Genomic DNA, 21684 nt, shown 5'->3' on the forward strand with positions numbered 1-21684 from the left:
GGGCGGCCGCGATACGACGACTCGTTCATGGCAATGCCAGCGGTAATCTTGGGGTCCACGCGGCTGCCCATCTGGGCGAACGGCTCGGTCTTTGGCGCGCATGCCCAGCCGCCGCGGCGCTCCGCCAGCGCTTCTTGAGCGGCGTCATCCAGATGTGGCGGGCGCAACCACCCTTCCCGAGCGAACAGACGAGCAAGCGGCACCGTCTTTCCCGCCAACGTGACGGTCGGGCCTTGGTCCCCACCCGCCTCGATCTGCACGCCAAGCAGCCGCGCCGACCAGGCAAGGAATGTGTCCAGCCCGCAGTACAAGACGGGCTTGCCTTCGAGGGTGTGCACGCGCGCCTGACCATCGGCATTCACGACAATGGCGTTGGGGCTGATGACGGCATCGATCGTTGCCCCACTGGCAACAAAGGACGCGGAAGCGCAAAGCAAGAACGCCGCGAGCCGCTTAGTCACGATAAGGCTCCAGCACGATGTCATGCTTGACCTGCACCATCATCTTCTGGCCGGGCTCGGTCGTGATGGTCGGGCGAATGTTCTGGTTGCGATTCAGGATCGTTTGGGCCGTCTGCGTCGCTACCTGCCCTGCCGCGTTGCCGTATGCCACCAGTCCGGCCGGCCCGACCGTTGTGGTGGTCGGGTTGTCGTTGAAGCGCAACGACAGCGCGCCGATGATGAGCGCGCCGCTAAAGATCTTCAGGAAGTGGTTGTTGACGTCACCCGTATTGCCGGCGGTGCCGTCCGGATCTGCGCCCTGCATGCCCATCAGCGGCACAGTCTTGCCATTGGGCAGTTGCATGCGCACGAAGGCCGTGAGGATGCGTTCCTGGCCAACTGCGATGTCAGCGCTGTACATGCCGACCAGCGTGCTGCCGGCAGGGATGATCTTGCAGGTGCCCTTCACCGTGTCGTAGACGTCCTGCGACACGGTTGCACGGAATTCGCCCGGCTTGTCCGAGTTCAGACCGCCCGCAAAATTTGCAGGAATGTTGAAGCCCCGGCTCAGGGTGCAACGGGGGAGCTTGCCGTCGAAACCTGTACGCAGTGTGGTCATGCTGCCGGCGTCGCGCAAGAATTGGCGATCGGCAGACGCCGGTTGAGCCACCGCGCCCTCAGGATTCTGAGCCGCCGCATTCGCCGCCGCTGCCTTCGCCGCCACAGCCTGCTGGATCGCGCGCATCTGCGCGGGATCGGTGATGTCCGCTAGCGCCGCCGTTGGCTTTGCCTGATTGACTTGGGACTTCCGCGTCCCGCTCTTGAAGACCGGCGCAGTGAAGAGGTCATCTTGCGCATTCTTCTTGGCATCCGGCGATGCGGGCGTGCTCTTGGCCGCACTGGTCAGATCGCCAGCGGTCATGACAGGCGCTTTCGTGTCCGGCGCAATCGCCTCTTTGCGCTGCTTGTCGGCTTCCTCGCGCGCCTTGTCCGCCTGTGCGCGAATCGTGGCCTCCAGACTCTGGCCCGTGTCCGCGCTGCCCGCGCGCTGGGCGATCTGGTCGGTGCGCTGCTGCTCGGCCTTGGCATCCTGCTGCTGGTCCGAAATCGTCTGGTAGTAGTAGCCCAGCGCGCCAACCATGACGGCGGCCACGCCACCCAAGGCGAGCACAACGTTTCGCGGGAGCTTCCCCTTGACAGTACGCTCCTGCGCTTCCGTCACGTCGGTGACGTTCTCGGACTTCTTGTTGCCGCGCATCAGAACAACCCCAGAATGCGGCGACGACGCTCGATCTTGACTTCATCGCTACCGGAACGCAGCACCACGGTGTCGGCCAGCCGTTGCACCACGAGATAGCGACCGCGCGTCACGGAGTTCACCACCACGTAGTCGCTGCCGTCCTTGATGAGCGGGACCGGCCAGTTCTGCAGGGCACCAGCCGGCAGGCGCAGCCAGAGCGCCTTGCCATCGTCAAAGGCCGTGTCCGGCTTGAACGCCGCGCCCCCAGAGATGCTGTAGTCGAAATTCAGCTGGTCGGGCGGTACGCCAACGGCATCCAGACTCCGGCCGCTGTCGGATTCGCCAGCCTTTCCGTCGTCGGCCTGCTCGGGCCGCGCGTCATTGCGCGCTTTCACCTTTGCAGAAATGGACGTAGGAATACGGAACCGGACCTTCTGGTAGAAAATGCCGCCGAGCGGCGAGGAAACCAGCGTGAATTCGTAGCTCCGCTTGTTGGTGTTCACCGACAAGGTGTTGACCAGGCCGGCAGCTTGCGGCTTCACGTACAGGTGATTGGCACCGTCGGTATCGTAGTCCCACCTGACGTTCTCACCCCAAGCCGGATCACCAATGATCTGCTCATCGTCCGGGAACTCGATGGTTGTCACCTTGAGCGGCGCGCTCAGGACACGGAAGATCTGGTCGCGGCTGTAGGTGAACACAACCAGCCGCGAGTCGCCCGGCAGCGCGACCGGATCCACGCCGCCGTTGAACGGGTTGGTGGGATTCATCGCATCACTGAGGTCACCGATACCAAGACCTGCCATCCCGGCTCCTGGGCGACGGGGCATCTTTTCGGCAGCGTGGCCATCCGGAACAGACAGCACCAGCGCGATACAGCAGGCGATGGCGACAGGGAGGAATCGGGAAGAAGTACGGGCGTCCATGAGCGTGTGCGCGGATCAGGCCGCGGATTTCTGAATGCTGAAGAAAATGGGGTACACGCCAAACGGATTGGTGCCGAGCACGGCTTCCTTGTCCGCCGGCTTGGTCTGGTACCGGAAAGTAATCGTGTATCGCTGCTTGCGCGGCTTGAAGCCGTCTTCGGTGGTCGTAGTCACAAACTCGACGACCACGGTGCTGTCCGGCAGGCTCGCGATATTGGTGAACTTTGGCTCCCGCGTGAGCGTGGGCGACGACGTGACCTGACGGAACGGCTCATCCTCGTCCACCCACGCCTTGAACTGTTCCTTGGCCGAGCCCAGCATCTGCTCGCGCACGGAACGTAGGTTCGCTGCCATGCGAGACGTTTCAATTTGGGAGGTCAGGATCGGCTCGATGGTGAACCAACGTTGCACCAGGTCCTTGAGCGCGGCCTGCACCTGTCGCTCATCCGGGCGGAAGGCATCCAGTTCACGCGTGATCGGCTTACCAGTCACGTCCGACGACACACCGACCACTTTCACGACCGAAGGCGGTGGCTCACGCGTAAGGATCGCCGCCACTGCGATTACGCCCAACCCAACGGTGGCCAGCTTCCAATGATTCCGGTCCACGCTGATTCGCGTGGTACGGTCGAAGATGGCTTGCTCCGGACTTTCATCGCCATACATCCCCGGCGCAACGGTCAGGGGCTTGGCTTTGTCGGAAGATTTGCGAGTAAGGCGCATGCTGCGGCTATCCAATTTGATGCCGCCCATTGAATCAGCTAATGCCCGCCGACTATCACCAAAAAGCTATGTGATTTCACTCAGCTTTCTTAAATTCTGCGATATACCTGAAAAGTCGTATGCGCTGAGTCACCGGCGCAGCCAGATCGATGTCCCTAGAAAGACGATACAAAAAAGTGAGCTTTCTAGGATTTTGTGATGAGCGTGCTCAGACTTTTGATACCACGCCGGGACTGGCGCGGCGTGACCGAACATCAAATCCTGAGAAAGCTCGCCAAAATCCCATAGCTTTCGGCAGTCCATGCATAACGTACCCCGCCAACAATACGGGGCATGGAATCGCCGACCAACGACCACCCTCTTCTACAGCTCACGCAGCTGGCCGAAAGCGCCGTCTCGATGTTCTTCGAGTCGCTCGCGCCGCTGCACGACGTCATCCATGCGCCGGACGTTGCAGAAGTCATGATCAACCGCCACGACAGCATCTGGGTGGAACGCCGCGGCGTCCTCACAAAGCTGGACGTGGTACTTGAGCCATTCAAGGTCGAGGGCGCCGTCCGCTCACTCGCATCCTCCGTCGAAAAATCCGCAGTCCGCGGCACAGAGCAAGGCATCATCAATGCCGGCCACAAGGGCCTGCGGATCGCGGCGGTCATGCAACCGACTGCCATTGATGGTCACGCGCTGAGCATCCGTAGACACAGGGAAACGAACCTGTCCCTCGCGGACTACGCGCGAGCCGGCGCCTTTTCATTACGGAACGCCACAACCCAGGAGGAAGAGCCGATCTTTCTTGGCGGGGAGGAAGACGAAGCTCTTGCACGCGCCCTCGAACAACTGATGGTCCGCCGCAAGAACGTCATCGTCGCCGGTGGCACGTCCTCAGGGAAAACGACTTTCCTCAACGCCCTCGCGGGCAAGGTCCCGGCAGGCGATCGTGTTCTGACGATTGAGGACACGATGGAATTGAAGTTGACCGTACCTAACCAGGTCCGCTTGCTGTCCAACAAGGACAAGGGCGTCACCACGCAGCACCTCGTCGCCTTGGCGCTGCGCTTCCGCCCCGACCGCATCTTCGTTGGCGAAGTGCGGTTTGGCGAGGCGTTCGACATGCTGCAGGCACTCAACACCGGCCACGATGGCGGTATGGCCTCCCTTCACGCCAGCAGCGCACGCTCCGCTCTCTCCCGACTGGAGAGCATGGCTTTGCTCGGCATTCCACCCGGTTCCGGCTGGAAGCTCGACGACATGCGCAAGCTCATTGCCGATTGCATCCACTATGTGGTGCACATGAAACGAACCGGCGAAATGCGTCACGTCTCGGAAATCATTGAAATCAAAGGCTTTCGCGACAACGACTACGACCTCAAACGTGTCTTTTAACCAACGGAGTCTTCCTCGAAATGCAGCTCGCAATCCATCCGCGCGTACGCGCCACCGCCCGCAAGTACGCACCCTCCGCCATGCTGATGATCGGCATGATGGCCGTCGCCACATCGGCGGTGGCGGCTGACGATTCGTTCCTGGGCAATCTCGGCAACTTCATCTGCGGCCTGGCGACGTTCATCAACACCAAGTACCTGTTCGTGCTGGGGCTCATCGTGATCGTGCTTGGCGCGATCGCGTATGCCAACGCCGAATCCTCGCTCTCGAAGTTCATCTCTGGCGCTTGCGTGGGCATCGGTCTGGCCGCCGCTGCGCCGTCGATCCTCAAGACGCTGAATATTGTTGCGTCCTGCACGGGCTTCTGAAATGCGCAAACACCACGTGAGCATCGGCTTGTCCATGCCGCAACTGATTGCCGGCGCGGTGCGGACCTTGGCCATCGCCAACGGCACGATTACCGCACTGCTGATCTACGTCACCTACCGAAGCGGCTGGCAAATCCCTGTGACGTTTTTTGTCCTGGGATTGAGCGTTCATGCGCTACTGGCGTGGCTGACAAGCCGAGATCCGTGGTGGAACCAGATTCTGAACCTTTACAACCAGTACGGCGACCTCTACGAATCACTTCCGTGGCACGGCAAGTCGCATCCAGTTTTCCGCCGACCCTATGGCTTTGACAGCGACCTGCCATGCTGAAACTCAAGCGACGCCCGCTGGCTGAGATTGCCCCTTGGCTCACCTCGATCACACCTGAACTCATCCTGAACAAGGATGGCTCTCTGCTGGCCACCTACGAGTTCCGCGGCGTGGATGCAGACAGTGCCGACGCAAGCGATATCACCTCCGCACGTGAGCAGCTCGACCAGGCCTGCCGCTCGTTCGACAACCGCATTACCGCATGGTGGCGCCTCACGCACCGGCGCACCAAAGGTTACGTCGACGGCGAATTCAGCAATGGTACCGACGCCCGTCTCAACGCCCTGAATGAGGCGCACATGACGACCGGGCGCTATTTTCGGAATGCGCACTCACTGAGCATCGCCTATACGCCCGAAACCGGCGTAGCCAAGTTCTTTGAAAAAATCGGCTATCACATGACGGTCGGCGGCAAGAAAGTCTATGGCGCCATTGTCGAAGCTGCCAAGGACACCGTGCTGTCCCGCAGTGCCTTCGCTTTCGATATGGAGCAGATCCGCTCCGACACGCGCCGCTTCGAGGCCATGCTGGATGCCTTCACGGGCGGTGTTCCGCGCATCAAGCCAACCCGCCTCGCCATGCAGGAAAGCTACGAGGCGCTGCATCAGATTGCGAATCCCAGCGTGCCGAAGCGACGCATCCGGTTTCCCGTCACATTGCTTGACACCCATCTGAGCGAATCTGAAATCACCGTGGGCGCTGAGCGCCTGCTGTTCGAGTCCGCCCACGGCAAACGCTACGCAGCGATTGTGGCGGTAAAGGAGTGGATGAGCTTCCAGGAAGCCGCGCTCGACAGCCTTCTGCAGGTGGACGCGGAGCTGGATATTTGCATCATGTTCCGCTTTCTCGATACCGCGCGGGCCACGGCCTACATCGAGAAAGTGCGCCGCTTCTACAAGATGGCGGCTGTCAACCTCCGCTCGATGGTCAAGCAGTATGTGGCGAAGGAGGAAAACGAGAATGATGAGGGGCGCGAGGAGCTTGCCAAGGAAGCTGGCAAGGCCCTGAAACGCCTGACGGCCGAAGGCGTCCAGCACGGTTTCGCCAATATCTCCATCGTCATCTACGCAGATACGGAATCGGAACTGGAGGATTCAGTCAGCGAGGTGGTCGGCACGCTGACGAACGCCGGATTTGGCGCGATCCGCGAAAAGACCAACCTGATGCCGGCGTGGAACAGCACCCTCCCTGGGCGCTGGGACAAGCAACGGCGACTGCAGTTTGTCGAGACACCTGCTGTATCCGATATCGCACCGGTGCGCTCGGTGCTCGAAGGTCCAACCCGGAACGCCTGGCTATCGGAGAAGAGGGGTACCGAAGTGCCGCCGCTCACTTGCCTGCCGACACGCCACCGCACCCCTCAGCGCGTCGACATGCACCAGCCGGGTGGCAACGGCCACCTGTTCGTCATCGGCCCGATTGGCGCCGGGAAGTCCGTCTTCCTCAACTTCCTGGTGTCGCAAGCGGACCGACACGGTGCACGACGCATTCGCTTTGATAAGGATCGCTCCACGCGTATTCCGACATTGCTGAGCGGTGGGGCATTCATCGACGTAACTGGAAAATTCCAGGCTAGCACGCCGGTGAATCCGCTCTCACTGCTCTCCGATCCGGGTAGCTTTACCTATGTCGCCGAATGGCTGACGCTCGCCATTGAAGACGACAGCTTTTCGACCACACCGCAGCAAAAGCAGGACATCTTCGAAGCAGTGAAGCTGCTGGCGAGCTATGGCCCGGAACGATGGACCCTCAGCAACTTCGCCACGCAGGTCCACGGTGAACTGCGCGAGCGACTCCAGATTTGGCTTAGGGGCGGTCAATACGGTCACTTCTTCGATCACGTGGATGACGCCTTCGCCGTGAGCGACAACCTCTGCATCGAGTGCGGCGAGCTATTTCAGAAGTTCCCGCGCGCGGCTGCTCTCTTCACCGACTACGCGTTCTATCGGATCAGCCAGTCGATGGACGGCATCCGTTACACCGTCATCGAGGTGGAGGAATGCGGCTTCTTCTTCCAGAACGAACGGTTCTATAAGCGCTTCGAGGACTGGATTACCACTATCCGAAAGCTCAACGGCTCGATCTGGGCGGCGACCCAATCCTTGCGCCAGATCGCTCGCGTGGCGAATTTCGAAATCCTGAAGGAGAACATCGCTAACTGGATCTATCTGCCCAACAGCCAGGCCAAGACGACCCCTGAGCTCTATGGGGAGAAGTTCGGTCTGACCAACGACCAGATCCAGATGATCTCCGACGCGGTCCCCAACCGGGACTACCTCTGGATCACCAATACGCAGACCCGGATGCTTCAGACGGCATTCAACGACGAGATGGTCGCAATGCTGCGATCCGACGGCGTCGCCCAGTCTATTTGTGACAACCACCATGCGTCGGGCGAGCCCGATTGGCAGGAACGCTACGTCCGCGAAATGCTCGCGCGCGCGGCCTAACCCAGGGAGAAGAAGAAAGTGAAGAAGTGGATCGCCAACATCGCCGTCGCCGCATCGGTCTCGGTTGCATCAACCGCCCACGCCGCACTGCCTGTCACTGACTGGGTGGGCCTCGTCCAAACCACCATCTCGGCTCTGCAGTCAATCAAGTCCGAGGTGTACGAAAACACCAACATCGTCTACCAATACCAGATGATGGCCAACCAGTTGTTGCAGGCAACCGGCCTCGACCCCGAGGCCATTATGGATCAGTTCAACAGCATCAAAGACGAGATCGGCAAATACGAAGTGTACGGCACCACGCTAAAGGATCTTTATGGGACGGTGCAGGATAACGCCGACTACCTGAAGAAGATCCAAAGCATGGTCGTGTCGTCCGGGAAAACCAAGGAGCAATGGTTCGAAGACCAGCGTTCCCTGCTGACCAATGGCGACAAGACCGCCAAGGCGCTGTTCAGCCTTGGCGAACAGGTCTTCAAGAACACCCAGTCGGTTGCCAAACGTCGCGAGAAAATTCAATCGCAGATCAAGCTTTCGCCAACAGCACAAGCGACCGCCCAGACAACGAACCAGATGCTGGATGTGCTGGCCAGCCAGAACTCCGATTTACTCCAACTCATGAGCGTTCGCGCCCAGTCCGATGCCGACAAGGACCAGCAGAACGTTGCCAAGGAAGCGCAGAGCGCCGATGCCATGCGTGCCATTAACGCGGCGCAGGATGAAGAGCTGAAGCAGCTGCGCGCACGGGTGTACTCGCGCAAGTTGCAAGCCAATTGATAGAGGATTACCCGATGTGGTTCGCTCGCGTCATCGTGCTGCTCTTCTCGGTACTCGCGCTGCACTCCGGCGCAGTCTACGCCCAGGCCTCCGGGCCGGACACGGGAACCGAGGCCCAGCAACCAAACAAACCTTCAGTGGGTCTCGGGGCACAGAAAGGCACCATCGGAGAGTCAATCCAGAAGTGGCTCGAACAATTTACGTCGTTTAGGACGGGACTTATTGCCGGCGCGACAACCTTGAGCAAGACAGTGAAACCGGACGCGGACAAGATTGCGTTCGGTCTTGGCATCATCACGCTGACGTTGGCGGGCTTGCGGTTTGCCGCCACGTCGGACCCTGTATCCGCGTGGACTGACTTCTTCGAGACGATTCTACTGCTTGGCATATTTGCGTCGATCTACGCGGGCTATGACAAGTTCGGACCCGGCATTTACGACTACTTCCAGTCCCTTGCCACCAAAATCGCGGGCACAGACGCCACAACACCTGGCCTTACACTTGCCAGCGTCGGGGCAGGATTCATGGACTCGTACATTGAATCGATGTCGGCGGCCCAGGGCATCAGCGATGTGCTGAAGATCATCTTCGCCGGCATCCCTCTTGTCATAGCGTTTGTCTTCTGCGCTGCGGCTGCCTGCTTGTATGTCATCTTCATTTCGTTGGGTGAGGTCTCCGCGGCCATTGGCATCGTTATCGGCCCCATCGCCGTTGCATTAGGCTTGTCTGAGTACACCCGCCGCTACTTCACCTCCTGGCTCGACTTCATGATCGGCGCGTCCATGTACACAGTGGTTGCAACGATCATGGCGAAACTCGTCTCAAGTGCCCTCGTGTCGACGCTTTCGGAGCAGAAAGGTGTTGGTACAGCAACCTTGGCGGGAGCAGCATACGCGATGAGTGTCGCTATCTTCATGTTAATCGTGGCTTTGGAACTCCCCAAGATTGCCACTGGGATCTTCGGTTCAGGCGGTGGCGTCAGTGGCGGCGGCGCAATGCGGATCGGCCTGAAAGCAGCGGGTGGAATCGGCAAGTTTCTCAGCAAAAAATGAGTACACATATCCACCAACCGTTGCCTCCTGCGGCCCTCCTATCGGCGCAAGAAAGCCGTGTAGCGTTGATTCGGCAATACGCCAATGAGACAACGCCGGCGGAGTTCGACGACAAATGGTTGAGCATCCTTATCCGGTGCGCAGAGTGGTTTTCTAGCGTACCCCTTCGCCCAAATGAGCATGCGGAACCTGGGGGCGCCTTCCGTGCCACGATCGAGGCTGCATATTTCGCTATGCGATTGTCCGGCGCGCAGAAATTTGGGGCAAATCAGCCTTCGGAGCGCCGGAGACTGCTTGAACCCCAGTATCTTTATGCACTGTTCCTCGCAGCATGTTGCTCGCGGCTCGATGAGCCTTGTCGCCATTTCCAGTTTTACCGCGACAGCGACGGCGCTGAATGGATTCCTGCCGCTCATGGTGCGTTCTCAAACTGGGTCGGCACAGGTAGCTATCGTGTGTCGCGGCGGGAAATCGCTCTTCAGCCGGAACGAATGCGCACGGCACTCCTGGCGCGCGAGATCCTCGGCGCAGAACGCCTGAGCCGTTTTGACAGCGAGGTGCTGACCGACCTTTTTGGCGCCATCAATCCTGATCCGCGTCCTAGCGGTCTCGAATCTCTCTTGCACAAAGTGGCCCGTCAGGCCATTGAGACCCTGACAACCTTCGAGGTGAAAGCCCGTCAAGCCGAGTTTGCTCCGGACTCGACGCCGGCTCCGGCCGCGGAGCTGTTGGCGAAAGCGGACGGCGTTCCCGTTTCCGGCCCCTCTTGTACCGCAGTGGCCAGTCCGTCTTCTGTGCCAACTGGCGAAGTCAAGCAGCCGGGGGCGCCGACTGCTGCGCCGAGTATCGACAATAAATCGCCGTCTACACCAGAAGCGCAAGAGCCATCGTCGCGGAACGTCCTGCAGTTGGACGGCGCGCGCACGCTCCGAAAGGAAACGCTAGCGGACGACCCCTTCCAGGCGTTGGCGGGAACGTCCAATCTCATGCGTGAATTTTTCAAGGCGCTCTCGCAAGACGTGGCCACCGGCAAGACAAAGGTCACTCGCGTGGATGGGAAAGTGGCCGTTAGCAAGCGAATGCTCGGCAACTACGGACTGGCGTCTGACACGCTGGTTGAACACCTCCGCAAGGGCAAGCATCTCTACCGGGTTGACGCGCAGAGCATTCTGCTGGTCGACGAGGTGGGAAACCTCATCGCTCCGATTTCGTCGTGATGAATCCCTATACCAATCATTTCCGACCGATCTACGAGATCCGAGCCGCGCTCGGATGGAGCCTCGCCGCGGTGTTTGTCCTGTTCAGCGGCATCCCCCACGCTGGATACTTCGCGCTGCTCTGCCTGACGGTACTACTGTTCCGCTCGACTCAAGTCTGGCGCGCCCTGAAATTCCGTCTCGCTATTTCCACGAAGTGGCTGACGGTCGAAAGGATCGACTCGCTTCTCGCCCAGAGCCAAAAACTCCGTTCCAGGGACAAGGATGAGGATGCAATGTACCTCGGGACTGGCTACGAATGGACGCAGAAGCACTGCCAGCTCGCGCACGACATTCTGCGCATGCCTTCGACGGACATCCCTGGGCTACCTAAGTGGCTCCCCAAGCAGACTGTACGTGCCATCGAAAAGGCGTTCGCACCGGGGAGCAGCATCGCGGACCGCTCGCCCCAGGGCAAGCCTTGGATCGCTGGCCTGGAATCGACTAAGCACCCTATTCCATTTCACTACAAGGCAATGGGCGGTCATACGTCCATCAGCGGTACCACCGGAGCGGGGAAAACGCGCACGTTCGAGATCATCTCGACCCAGGTTATTCACAATCCCAACGACGTGTTGATTGTGATCGACCCGAAGAACGACCCCGAGTGGGTCGCTCGATGCCGGCGAGAATGCGAGCGTACGGGTCGGAAATTTCTGTATTGGAAACAGGCGGCGCCGTCACAATCCATTCGCCTCAATCCGTTGGAGAACTGGTCGCAGCCCTCGGAGATTCCGACGCGTATCGCGCAGCTCATGGAGGAAGGCCCCTTCCGGCAATTTGCGTTCCTATTTATCGACCGGTCTGTCAAGGGCGAACTCTATGTGGGCGACAAGCCCAATCTGCGCTCGATCCTTCAGTACGCACAAAACGGCATCAACAACCTGCTCGAGCGCGCGCTGCAGCGATTCTTCCCAGAAGCCGGTAAGCCAGACTGGGATGAAGAGGTTGCCGGCTATATGCAGCAGGTCGGACAAAAGGGCGGTGGCACGCGGCTAGATGCGATGGTACGGATGTACATCGAGCGCTTCGCAAACGTCGGCAACGGTCACGAATCCATCGACGGCCTCATCTCGACTTTCCAGCACGATCGGGACCATTACGGTCGAATCATCGCGTCCGCCCTGCCCCTTCTGCAGATGCTGGCCACCGGTGAGACTGGGCTGATGCTGGCGCCGAAGGCCGACGACTTCCATGACGACCGCGAGATCTGGGATATCGACAAGGTCATAAAGCAGAAGGCAGTCCTTTACGTCGGCGCGGATTCCCTATCTAACTCGATGGTGGCCCAGGCCGTCATGTCGATGCTGCTTGCCGACATTGCGTCGGTCGCAGGGGCGATCTACAACTTCTACGCCAAGCCTCCCGAGATTGTCATTCAGGTTGACGAGGCGGCTGAGGCCATCAACGAGCAGTTACTACAGCTTTTGAATAAGGGACGCGGTGCCGGCTTCAAGGCATTCATCGCCTATCAGACTCGCTCCGACTTCACTGCCAAGCTCGGAAACGTTGCAAAAATGAACCAGGTTCTGGGCAATTTGAACAATCAGATCGTCTTACGATTGGAAGACATCGACACCGCCCAGTGGTTTGCGGAGAAGGCTGGGACCACCGCGATTCGGAACCTTGTCGTCTCCAGTAGTACCAGCACCGGCACCGAAGCCCATGTTGGTGAGTTCACTGGCTCGGTATCTCGGTCGGCACAGCTCGAAAAGGTCCCGCTCATACCGCATGACCTTCTCATGCAATTGCCCAACCTCCAGTTTTTTCTGCGGATCTCCGGTGGCGCCGTCTACCAGGGCCGTATTCCAATTATTCAGGACTAACCATCCATGCGCAGCAGTCTGTTCCGACAAGTTGTCAAGGAAAACAAGCTTTCAACGAAGCTCGCCCCTATTTTCACGCTTTCGCCCGATCTCGATGACGTTTGTACTCGTGTGGTCGACTACATCGGCGTGAACTTCCGGGTCCGTGACGAACCCTTGGTCAAGGAAATGCTATTGGATGCCATCACCGCCTGGCGTGCTGCGCGCAAGCAAGGTGATCCGAATGTCGCATTCATGAAAGGGCTGTTCGGGCGCGCTCATGATCTCTATGAGAAGCGCTACGCCGCGTTCAAAGGGGAGAGGTACAACGTCTGGGATCCGTTCCAGGAATCCATCCCCTCGTTCGAGCAGCGCCAGCCTGATGGATATGTCTGCCAGGTCGTCGAAGAACGCGTACCGGGTCCGGTCACACAGCGATGCGCCGCTTTCCAACTGGCTGCTCGCGTGCTCACGGGCTATGCCTTCTCCCGCTACTTTGAGAGCTACGATGTCGCTGGCAACTTTGCACACTGACGCGAGGCACGCTGCCATGCTGTTCCGGCAGGCTCCGGCCCGAATAGCCGCCCGGGTCTGCGGGGTGGATACCACCCTGGCACTGGCCATGCATGAGTGGATCACTTCGACCGCACCGGACAAAGGGGAAAGACCGGTGGCGTTCGCTGAGGGCGCCGCCCCGGCGTGCTTCGCTCTCGTGCAGATCGCCGTCATCAAACCAGCGATGTTTTGGGCGGCAATCGTGGCTATCCCATCCTTTCCCGTCTTTCTAGCTCTGCGTTGGTTCTAAATCATGGCCGGCAATAGCAGATTCGCTTCTCATGTTCGCCTCTGGCTCATCGTCTCGCCATTGATGATCTGCACTTTGGCGCCCTTCATTCAGGACCAGTCGGCATTTGAGATCAGCGAGGCCGAACAAACGTCCGTTGAACGAGTGCTGGGTCAGAGAAAAGCCCAAAGCGCGGTTTTGCTCGCGAACGCACGATTTCACAGGTGGTTCATTGAAACCGGTGCCGTTAAGGCTTCATTCTCTGGTTCGGATACTTCGACGGCAGTATCCGACGGCGGTGCGTCGGATTTCGGCCGCGGTTGGATGAAGCATTTTTGGCTGACCATTTACAGAGCCTTGTACCGCGCCGGTGTGGCCTACCACTGGTTGTTCGGCGCACTCTTCCTACTGCTTGCCGTGTTCAACGATGGTTCTGTCACCCGGAAGATCCGCGCTGCCAGTGCGGGCTTTGCGAACCCTGTGTCGTTCCACGTTGCAGCGCACGGCCTGATGCTTTGCTTTGGGCTGGGTGCTTCCGCGCTGCTGCTCCCCTTTTCCTTGCTCGCCAACTGGTGGACCTATGTCGTCTGCCTGGTGGGCCTACTCTGCTGGCGCCTCGCAGCGTCATTCCACGTCGGAAAATAATCCGGCCGCTTGCTGACTACATGGGCCATGCCCAGGAGAAATTCATGACCACGACCGACCTCACCCCCAACGAAGACCTCCCAGTGGATCCGGCGGCGACCACGGCTTCCCCCCCGAATCCGAGCACGCTCGGTGCCTTGGACAGCAGCGGCGACGTCGAACGCGAACTCAACGAGATGGAGGCCTCCGCCGATGCACTGCGTAAGGAAGGCCTAATCTCCACGGCCGACCACGAGCAACGCAAAGCGGAAGTCGAGCGCACCCGGAAGCTTTTTCGTGAGCTACAGCCTGAACAGCGTCAGGCAATTATCCGCCGCCGTCGTGAGCTCGGCATGCAGATCCTGGATCGCGAGCTTGCCGGCGCTGCTGTTGTTCCCATCGCTCTGAAGTTGAACCATACGCGCTTGCGGCCCCTCTTCGAACAATGGTGGCCGTACATGAACCGCATGTCGCTGAATCTTCAGCGCTTCGGGCAAAGCACGTTCACTCGCACCGAGTTGTCCACGCTCGAAACCTACTTCGAGCGTGAGCTTTCCAAGCTTGAGGACTACGTCGACGAACAGCTGCAGGTTGCCAAGGCCTATCGTGAGCAGCGAGAGACCGAAATGCGCAGCAAGGAGGAGATCGTCTTTGTACCGACCATCCAGCGCCCTTCGCTCTCACTCGAGGTCCAGGCGTACTCGCGTTTCGCCGTGCGGGCGCTACAGGTACTCATCAAATTCGACCAGACTATGGATCAGTTCGACTTCATGGTGTGGAACGGAATTCGCGACCAGAGCGATGTCAATGATGAAGTAACCCGTTTCTTGCGAAAGTTCCAGCCACTCGGCCTGCGCAGCTACACGACGCATCTGAAGCTCATGACAACGGTTCGCGGCATCTAGTGCTTTCGTGCACAACTATGGTGGCACCAAGTCCGTCGCAATGCGATGTAGTGGGACTTGGTGCCACCAACTGCCAGATAGCTGATCGGCGTCACCCAGTTCGTTAGTCTGACGTTGTGCCAGCAAGTAGGACATGGTGGGACTATGTCCCTCCTAGTGCCAGTTTGTATGGCGGACCGAGGCTTGCTACTGGCAGTTGCTGGCACTTTCTCCTACTTGCAGGGACCAAGTCCGACCATGTCGGTCAATGGCCCTCCCAAGGCATTCGCCACACCGAGTTATGTCTCTCGCTGAAGTTCTCGAAAAGCTGAACGCGTCGCAGCGCGAAGTCGTGGAGTGCCGCGACCATTGCGTGGCCGTAGCTGTTCCTGGTGCTGGGAAAACGGCGACGATTGCCGCTAAGGCCGCATTGCTACTGAGCGACCCATCACTGACCGTAGGTGCGGTCACTTTTAGCAAGGATGCTGCAATCGAGCTTCGCGACCGGATACTCGCACTGGCGGGCCCAGCGGCAAAGAAGCGGCTGATCGCCGGCACCTTCCACTCGCTCGCATATAAGCAATTGGCGTCCGTGGCTGGAAAGCGACCGGATATTGCCTCTGATGGCGATCGTGCGGCATTGATTGTCCAGGTTCTCCAGGAGATGGGGCTTGAATGGAAGATCGAGGAAGCGGTTGCGGTCATCGAGCGTCTGAAGGCCGAGCTAGGCTCACCCACAGACGATAGCGTTGAAAGCCAGATATATGTGGCCTATCAAGCTGCACTGGAGCGGAATGGGCGTGTGGACTTTCAAGACTTGATGCGGCACGCGGTCAAGGGGATGCAATCCAGTGCTATCAAGCCGTACGCCGTCGACGTGCTATTGGTCGATGAGTACCAGGATTGCGATTCGCTTCAGGCACTTTGGACTGCAATCCACGCGCGATCTGGGTCCACGACCACACTGGTAGGGGACGACGATCAGTCTATCTTCGGCTTCAGGTCGGCCCTCGGAAAAAAAGGGATGGATGCCTTCGCTGGCGAGTTCAGCGCCCGCCAGATCGTACTTGGGGTCAACTACCGGTCGCACTCAGAAATCCTTAGTGTGGCCGACAACGTGATCCGCAACAACGAGGAACGGATCATCAAGGAACTCCGCTCCAACAAGGGCCAAGGTGGATCTGTCCAGTTCCAACGGTATGACGACGAGTACAAGGAAGGTGTCGCTGCGGTTGAGGCCATGTCGGCGGCCGTTCGCGCCGGGAAGAGCGCGGCCATCCTTGCTCGGACGAATCGTATTCTTGACCCTGTCGAAGCAGTTTGCCGTTCGCATGGTGTGAAGTACTACCGCGCTGCGGGACGATCGATCCTGGATCGTCCTGAGTCCGCACTGATGGGTAACTTGCTCCAACTTATTCAGCAAACAACGAGCAACGGCCTTGACGGAATCCTCGGCTACACCGGCATTGGGTCCACGGATTTGCACACGATCCATAAGAGGTTCGCTGCCGGAAAGGTTCCCGAAGGCGTCAAGAAGAAAGACTTGATCGAAGCAGGCCTCGGCGAGGACGCGGCAGAAAAATTCGTCGAACTGACCAAAAAGATGGCCGAATGGCGAGCGCTTTGTGAACGGGAGTTTCACGCCCTGGTGCTTGATGGCGTCCACGAATGGATGCTGAAAAAGGCGACATCGGATCAGGCCAAGCGCGCGATCAACACTACGTATGACGTGCTCAGCAGACTAAATGGGACGTTCTCCGACCGACTCGATTTTCTGCGTCGGAAGAACAACGAGCCTGGCGAAGACGCCATCGTCCTTACGACCTTCCATTCCAGCAAGGGGCTGGAGTGGGATCAAACGGCGCTGATTCGTCTCGAAGAGACGGTGATTCCGGACGAAGGCAGCACGGAAGCCGAAGAACGGCGGCTCTTTTATGTGGGTCTCACGCGCGCTCGAAGCTCCATGTTTCTTTCAACTGCCAAGAAGAATCCGACGTCGCGATTTGTCGTCGAATCCGGGCTTGCCTAGCGGCACGACTCTTGTAAGTGCTGCTTAAGACAGTCGCACAAATCTGCCGAAAACATGGGCCTGCCTCTCTCAGCACTCTCCAAGCCTGAGACAGGGCATAAAATGCATTATACGGCATATACGATGACCGAAAGCATGCACTTCGGTTGGATAAAAGCAACAGAACCAATCTACTGCGAAAACATGTTTCTATTGGCTAATAGCCTGCGGCACCGCAACATTCACCAACAAGGCACTTTTTATAGCGTAGCCCGTAATTTTTGCTATGATAGGGAAATCGTGCTTTTTTGCCGAAAAACCCTTTCAGGATTGCCAAGTGCCAATCAAGACTAACAAGTACCGTCTTGCAGACATCGTCCCGATGCTGGACGTCAGCGAGGCAACCGTCCGAAGGATGATCGAAGAACAGGGGATTGTTCCTGATCGGGTTCCGGCAGGCAGCACTACGCGCCCTGTCTATTCGCTCGAACAGATCCTCCAGTTGGCGAAATCCAAGCGCCATCGCGGCAAGGTCAAGTTCAAGCGTCCACTCGTCATTGCCGTTTACGTACCGAAGGGTGGCGTTGGCAAAAGCACCTTGTCGAACGAGTTCACGGCGGAACTGACTCTGCAGGGCTACAACGTCATGGCCATCGACCTGGACGACCAAGCGTCGCTGACCGTTATGAACGGGTTCCAGCCAGATGAAGTCGCGGACGCCGGCAAGCCGAATCAGTGGCTCGTCAAGCATACCTTCCTCAATGCCTTGTATCCGGCCAATGGGGAAAAAACTACGCTGCCGCTGTCCGAGATCATCGTGAAACCGTATGGGGAACATGGCCCCAAGCTGGTGCCTGCTGACATTACGCTTGGCGAGCTGGGTTATCGACTGGCAATTCAACCGAACCGCGAGCAATTTCTGCGGAATTGGATTTCAGCGCATGCCGACAGCGACCTCAAGGATATCGACATCATCCTGATCGACAACGCGCCGTCTACGTCTGTCGTGTCTCGTGCGTCAATCGTTGCAGCCGATTTGCTACTGATTCCGGTTCGCCTCGATGCGCTGACTGTGAAGTCGCTCAGTTTCCTTGCGAACGAACTGACGGGGCTATCGGAGTCGCAACTGCCGATTCCCCAGGTCGTCGCGGTTCCCAATTTCTTCAAGGCGAATAACAGCCGCAGCGCTCGCGTCATGAGCGCCTTGCAGCGGTCTTTCGGTGACGATGTTCCGATTGCCCCGCACGTGGGTGAATCCGAGCGCTTCCCACGTTCGCTGATGCATGACATCGGTCACGAGCTTGAAGAGGTGCTGCCCGTCACGTTTGAGGGGTGGACGCGCGCACTGGAACGGCAGCACGAAGAGATCCGAAACGTGTGCAAGTTTGTGATGAACATTGCCGAAGAGACGTTCGCACGTGGCGAAACGCCGGGCTTGTTCGACGACGCTCCCGAATCGAGGAGGGCGACTAACTAATGACTGAAAGAAAGCGTTCCTTCCAGCCGCCGCCAGTTGCAGAAGTAGCATCGCCGGGCGGCGACACGCCGGCCGCGGCACCCGTGCCAGGCGGCGGCTTCAAGATTGCGGCATTTCCCAAGCGATCGGCCGGCGCCGCCACGGTCCCGGTGACCGATGCTGTGACGACTGCGCCTGCGCCCGCTATCGTCGCGGCTGAACACGCGCCCGTAACGGTTTCTGAGCCCTCCATCCGCTTGGATGACGGGGCCGTAAGGGGCTTTCCGGTTGCCATTGATCGACTGGAAACCCATCCATGGAATGCTCGGATTCATCGTTCGGCAGCTCGCATCAAGGAGCTAAGCCTCCAGATGTCCACGGACGGTCAGGAATCGCCAATCATTGTCACGAAGAACCCCGCTAAGGCGGGTTATTGGTTCATCGTCGATGGCGAGACGCGTTTCCGGAGCGGGCAGAAGTTGGGATGGAACCAGCTTTGGGCGCTTGAGCGTGCGGTCGATCCCAACGATGCGAAAGAGTTCTATGCCGTTTCGTTTGAGCGTACTGACTCGACGGAGCCAATTTCTCAAATTGACCAGGGTCTGCGCTGGGCCGAGCTCGTCGGCAAAGGTCACGCCACGCTGGAATGGTTGGCTGAACGGCTTGATAGGAGCAAGGCAACGATCAGCAATATGCTGTCCTACGGGAAGTTCCCCCAGAAGGTAACTGACCGGATGGCCGAGCATAGTGAGGCATTCCCCTACACCGTCGCGGCTGAGTTGTCACGGCAGATTGGGGATATGTCTCAGCTGGGCGACGATCAATTGCTCGCGCTCGTGGACAAGGTCATCGACGAGAACGTCTCCCGCCGCGGTATCGAGGCGCTGGTCCGTCAATTCGTTCGTGAACCTGGTGCGAAGCGGGAACGCAAGGCCGCACTGACGAATCGCCCGATTATGGTGGGTTCCGCCAAGGGCGGCTCACTGCGTGAGTACGCCAATGGCGGGATCGAACTAAAACTCCAGCCGTCGGCTGCTCTTTCGACTGAGGCGAAGCAGGAGTTGCTCGAGATCCTAGGTGCCGCTGTCGATGCGCTGAACAGTGGCGGCGGCGAGGGAATCAAGGAAGTTCTTCTTGAGCGCCTCTCCGCCGGAAAAAGAGACGTATGATGCACTCAGTCATGGCCGACATGCATTCCCCTTCCATGCAACGCATGGGGAAGTCATTCGGCCTCGACATTGCTACATCATTAAGCCAGTTGGATGCTAGTGTCCGCTCAGGCGGACTGGTATTTAGCCGGCTAAACGCCCTTACCCTTCTCACTCTGATCGCGCAGCCATTTAGCCGGCTAAACGCTGGCAACCTGCGGACCTTTCCTGCGTTTAGCCGGCTAAACGCGTTCGTCCCACCGTTCTCGTTTAGCCGGCTAAACGTTCGGCACGAGCATCCGGACAGTCAGCGATACGGGTCTCCCTGGTCCGGTCCATTTAGCCGGCTAAATGGACCTCGATCCCAGACACCAAAAGAAAACGCCCCAGTAACCCTGGGGCGTTTTCTTTTGTGGCCTTTGAATCGACTGGAGCGCCAATGAGCCCCTAGACGCAAAAGACAAAAAGAAAAAGCCCGGAGCTGCAACTCCAGGCTTTCTCAGTGATGCGTTGACTTCGGTCTTACTTCCAAACTCAAGCTCGCAACTGGAGTGTAGGAAGCTCGGATCGTCGTGTCAATGCTCTTCACGAATAAAAACTAAATGAGCAAACGATGACGACCAATACAGCAGTCGGTGGAGAGCTTATTTTCTCTGCAAATAGTGCGTACGCTAAAGAAGCACAGTTTGCGATTAATAAGCAGACATCGCTCGCGCAATGCGAAGCGGTAACTCAAGAAGTTTCCAATAGCTTTGAAAGCCCTGATTTTCTTCCTTCGCGCGTTATGAAGGCGATTGCACTCGCGTACGAATCCCGATTTTTTAATGATCTTTCAATCACGACCCGTCAGGTATTAGCAGCATTGATTCGGTTCTCTCTTAACGACAAAAACATGCACCAATTAGCCTACGTTAAGAAGGAAACGTTGGCCCGTCATGTCGGAGTTAGCGAAGCTACTGTCTATCGTGCGTTGTCGACCCTGGAAGGGCAGGGCCTTATCGAACGCGAGAAACAGCTCCGTACACGAATGAAGCTTCAAAACATCGGAAGGATTCGATTCACTCTGAAGTTATTAGGAGCACTCGGATTTTTGCAACGTACTTTTGAGCATGCGGTCGCTCAGCACCGCGACAACGCTGTAGTTGCAGGTGCTTCCTCGCGCACCTCCGATAACTTGACAGAAAAATCATTTAAATCAATGACTTACAAGCCGCCGAGCATCGGGAGCAAGGAGGCCGAAAAGAACCTATCCGAGCGGAAGCACGCCTTCAAGACCATCAATGGGAAAGCAGTTCCTTCCGACTTGGCCTGGTTGGCCGAGCGAAACGCATTGGCGGTCACAGCCATCTTCAAACTCATGAAGGCTGCGCGCGCAGCGGGCAAGCGGCTCTCCGATGTGGTGGCAGTGACCAAACACGCTCTTCAGAAGCTGCAGGGCAAAGAGCTTTACGCCTACCTGAGTTCCCTGTTGTCCAAGGACGTCGACTTCACCTTTATCGCGAAAGAGCATGCGGATATGGCTGACCAGGAACAGCAGCGAGAAAGGAAAGCCGCCGAAACGCAGAACCGGATCAGCCAATTGGCAGTGAGCCTGCGCGGCAAAAAATTTGAGTTGCCGGACGGATCGACCATTTCGGTCGACGAAGTGTCTGTGGTCGTCCGCCGAGGCAGTTTTACGTCATCCACTCCGTTGCATGCGGCTTTGGGTCAGCTCGAGGCATTGGCCTCCGGCCAAATTGCCTCGCTCACCCCAAAGGAAATGCGCGAGCCCGATCGACGCAGCCGCAACGACGTGGCCGGCCACCTCGCCCAGTCGCTCGCGCTCTTGCGTCAACAGTTGCCGGCATCAATTCGGCGCAGCGAACGGCTGGCGGGTTGAGGAGCGGCGATGGTCAACCATCTCTCACCAATGCGAGACGTTAACCCCGTGGGTAAACAACCAGTCTTCTACGAAGAAACAGTCCAACCGGGAATTTTCTTGCAGACTAGGCACGACAAAACCGACCGACTGAACTAAATTTATATACTG

19 protein-coding genes and 1 pseudogene are annotated in these 21684 nt (G+C 58.4%); 16 read left to right on the forward strand and 4 right to left on the reverse strand.

The genetic code is table 11. From position 1 onward, the window contains the following. From FFS21_RS26730 to FFS21_RS26745, 4 genes and pseudogenes are all read right to left on the reverse strand, one after another. Positions 1-461 (reverse strand): annotated as a pseudogene (locus tag FFS21_RS26730) (lytic transglycosylase); the annotation flags it as partial. Then, on the reverse strand, positions 454-1698 hold the full coding sequence (locus FFS21_RS26735) for a TrbI/VirB10 family protein (protein WP_137927719.1): 1245 nt from the start codon (positions 1696-1698) through the stop codon (positions 454-456). The pseudogene FFS21_RS26730 and the gene FFS21_RS26735, both read right to left, overlap by 8 nt. After that, complete coding sequence (locus tag FFS21_RS26740; RefSeq protein WP_137927720.1) at positions 1698-2606, reverse strand: TrbG/VirB9 family P-type conjugative transfer protein; 909 nt, start codon at positions 2604-2606, stop codon at positions 1698-1700. The genes FFS21_RS26735 and FFS21_RS26740 overlap by 1 nt, the downstream gene beginning before the upstream one ends. A 15-nt stretch (positions 2607-2621) precedes the next feature. Then, positions 2622-3329, reverse strand: coding sequence for a VirB8 family type IV secretion system protein (locus FFS21_RS26745; RefSeq protein ID WP_137927721.1), 708 nt, complete (start codon positions 3327-3329; stop codon positions 2622-2624). A gap of 333 nt (positions 3330-3662) precedes the next feature. On the opposite strand from FFS21_RS26745, the gene FFS21_RS26750 reads away from it, so the two are divergent. The 16 genes from FFS21_RS26750 to FFS21_RS26825 all read left to right on the forward strand — a co-directional run bounded on the left by FFS21_RS26750 (position 3663) and on the right by FFS21_RS26825 (position 21534). Next, positions 3663-4712, forward strand: a complete 1050-nt coding sequence (locus FFS21_RS26750) for a TadA family conjugal transfer-associated ATPase (protein WP_137927722.1) — start codon at positions 3663-3665, stop codon at positions 4710-4712. A 20-nt stretch (positions 4713-4732) separates the two neighbouring features. Next, positions 4733-5080, forward strand: coding sequence for a TrbC/VirB2 family protein (locus FFS21_RS26755; RefSeq protein ID WP_008645667.1), 348 nt, complete (start codon positions 4733-4735; stop codon positions 5078-5080). A gap of 1 nt (position 5081) precedes the next feature. Then, positions 5082-5411 (forward strand): conjugal transfer protein, encoded by a 330-nt coding sequence (locus FFS21_RS26760; protein ID WP_008645668.1) that lies wholly within the window; start codon positions 5082-5084, stop codon positions 5409-5411. After that, positions 5405-7861: a VirB4 family type IV secretion system protein gene (locus FFS21_RS26765; protein WP_137927723.1), complete on the forward strand. Its 2457-nt coding sequence runs from the start codon at positions 5405-5407 to the stop codon at positions 7859-7861. Before FFS21_RS26760 ends, FFS21_RS26765 begins: the two co-directional genes overlap by 7 nt. Positions 7862-7879: 18 nt before the next feature. Further along, positions 7880-8638 carry a TrbJ/VirB5 family protein gene (locus FFS21_RS26770; RefSeq protein WP_137927724.1) on the forward strand — a complete coding sequence of 253 codons (759 nt, stop codon included), beginning with the start codon at positions 7880-7882 and terminating at the stop codon, positions 8636-8638. A 14-nt stretch (positions 8639-8652) separates the two neighbouring features. Further along, positions 8653-9690 (forward strand): type IV secretion system protein, encoded by a 1038-nt coding sequence (locus tag FFS21_RS26775; RefSeq protein ID WP_137927725.1) that lies wholly within the window; start codon positions 8653-8655, stop codon positions 9688-9690. Continuing rightward, positions 9687-10907, forward strand: a complete 1221-nt coding sequence (locus FFS21_RS26780) for a TraI domain-containing protein (protein WP_137927726.1) — start codon at positions 9687-9689, stop codon at positions 10905-10907. The genes FFS21_RS26775 and FFS21_RS26780 overlap by 4 nt, the downstream gene beginning before the upstream one ends. Then, complete coding sequence (traD, locus tag FFS21_RS26785) at positions 10907-12772, forward strand: conjugative transfer system coupling protein TraD (RefSeq protein WP_137927727.1); 1866 nt, start codon at positions 10907-10909, stop codon at positions 12770-12772. Before FFS21_RS26780 ends, traD begins: the two co-directional genes overlap by 1 nt. Positions 12773-12778: 6 nt before the next feature. Next, complete coding sequence (locus FFS21_RS26790) at positions 12779-13285, forward strand: hypothetical protein (RefSeq protein ID WP_137927728.1); 507 nt, start codon at positions 12779-12781, stop codon at positions 13283-13285. A 16-nt stretch (positions 13286-13301) separates the two neighbouring features. Further along, positions 13302-13556, forward strand: coding sequence for a hypothetical protein (locus FFS21_RS26795; RefSeq protein ID WP_237380996.1), 255 nt, complete (start codon positions 13302-13304; stop codon positions 13554-13556). 3 nt (positions 13557-13559) lie between these two features. Next, positions 13560-14180, forward strand: a complete 621-nt coding sequence (locus tag FFS21_RS26800; RefSeq protein ID WP_137927730.1) for an IncC plasmid conjugative DNA transfer DtrJ family protein — start codon at positions 13560-13562, stop codon at positions 14178-14180. A 44-nt stretch (positions 14181-14224) separates the two neighbouring features. Beyond that, complete coding sequence (locus FFS21_RS26805; RefSeq protein WP_137927731.1) at positions 14225-15064, forward strand: ATPase; 840 nt, start codon at positions 14225-14227, stop codon at positions 15062-15064. 280 nt (positions 15065-15344) lie between these two features. After that, positions 15345-17072: an ATP-dependent helicase gene (locus tag FFS21_RS26810; RefSeq protein WP_137927732.1), complete on the forward strand. Its 1728-nt coding sequence runs from the start codon at positions 15345-15347 to the stop codon at positions 17070-17072. A gap of 316 nt (positions 17073-17388) precedes the next feature. Beyond that, positions 17389-18528, forward strand: a complete 1140-nt coding sequence (locus FFS21_RS26815; RefSeq protein ID WP_249359677.1) for a ParA family protein — start codon at positions 17389-17391, stop codon at positions 18526-18528. Next, positions 18528-19676, forward strand: a complete 1149-nt coding sequence (locus tag FFS21_RS26820; protein WP_237380999.1) for a ParB/RepB/Spo0J family partition protein — start codon at positions 18528-18530, stop codon at positions 19674-19676. Before FFS21_RS26815 ends, FFS21_RS26820 begins: the two co-directional genes overlap by 1 nt. 592 nt (positions 19677-20268) lie before the next feature. Then, a complete protein-coding gene (locus tag FFS21_RS26825; RefSeq protein ID WP_137927733.1) occupies positions 20269-21534 on the forward strand; it encodes a helix-turn-helix transcriptional regulator in 1266 nt (421 codons plus the stop codon). Positions 21535-21684 lie beyond the last annotated feature (150 nt).

Origin of the sequence: Cupriavidus sp. 2SB (genome assembly GCF_005503625.1) — a bacterium.
GTDB lineage: Bacteria > Pseudomonadota > Gammaproteobacteria > Burkholderiales > Burkholderiaceae > Cupriavidus.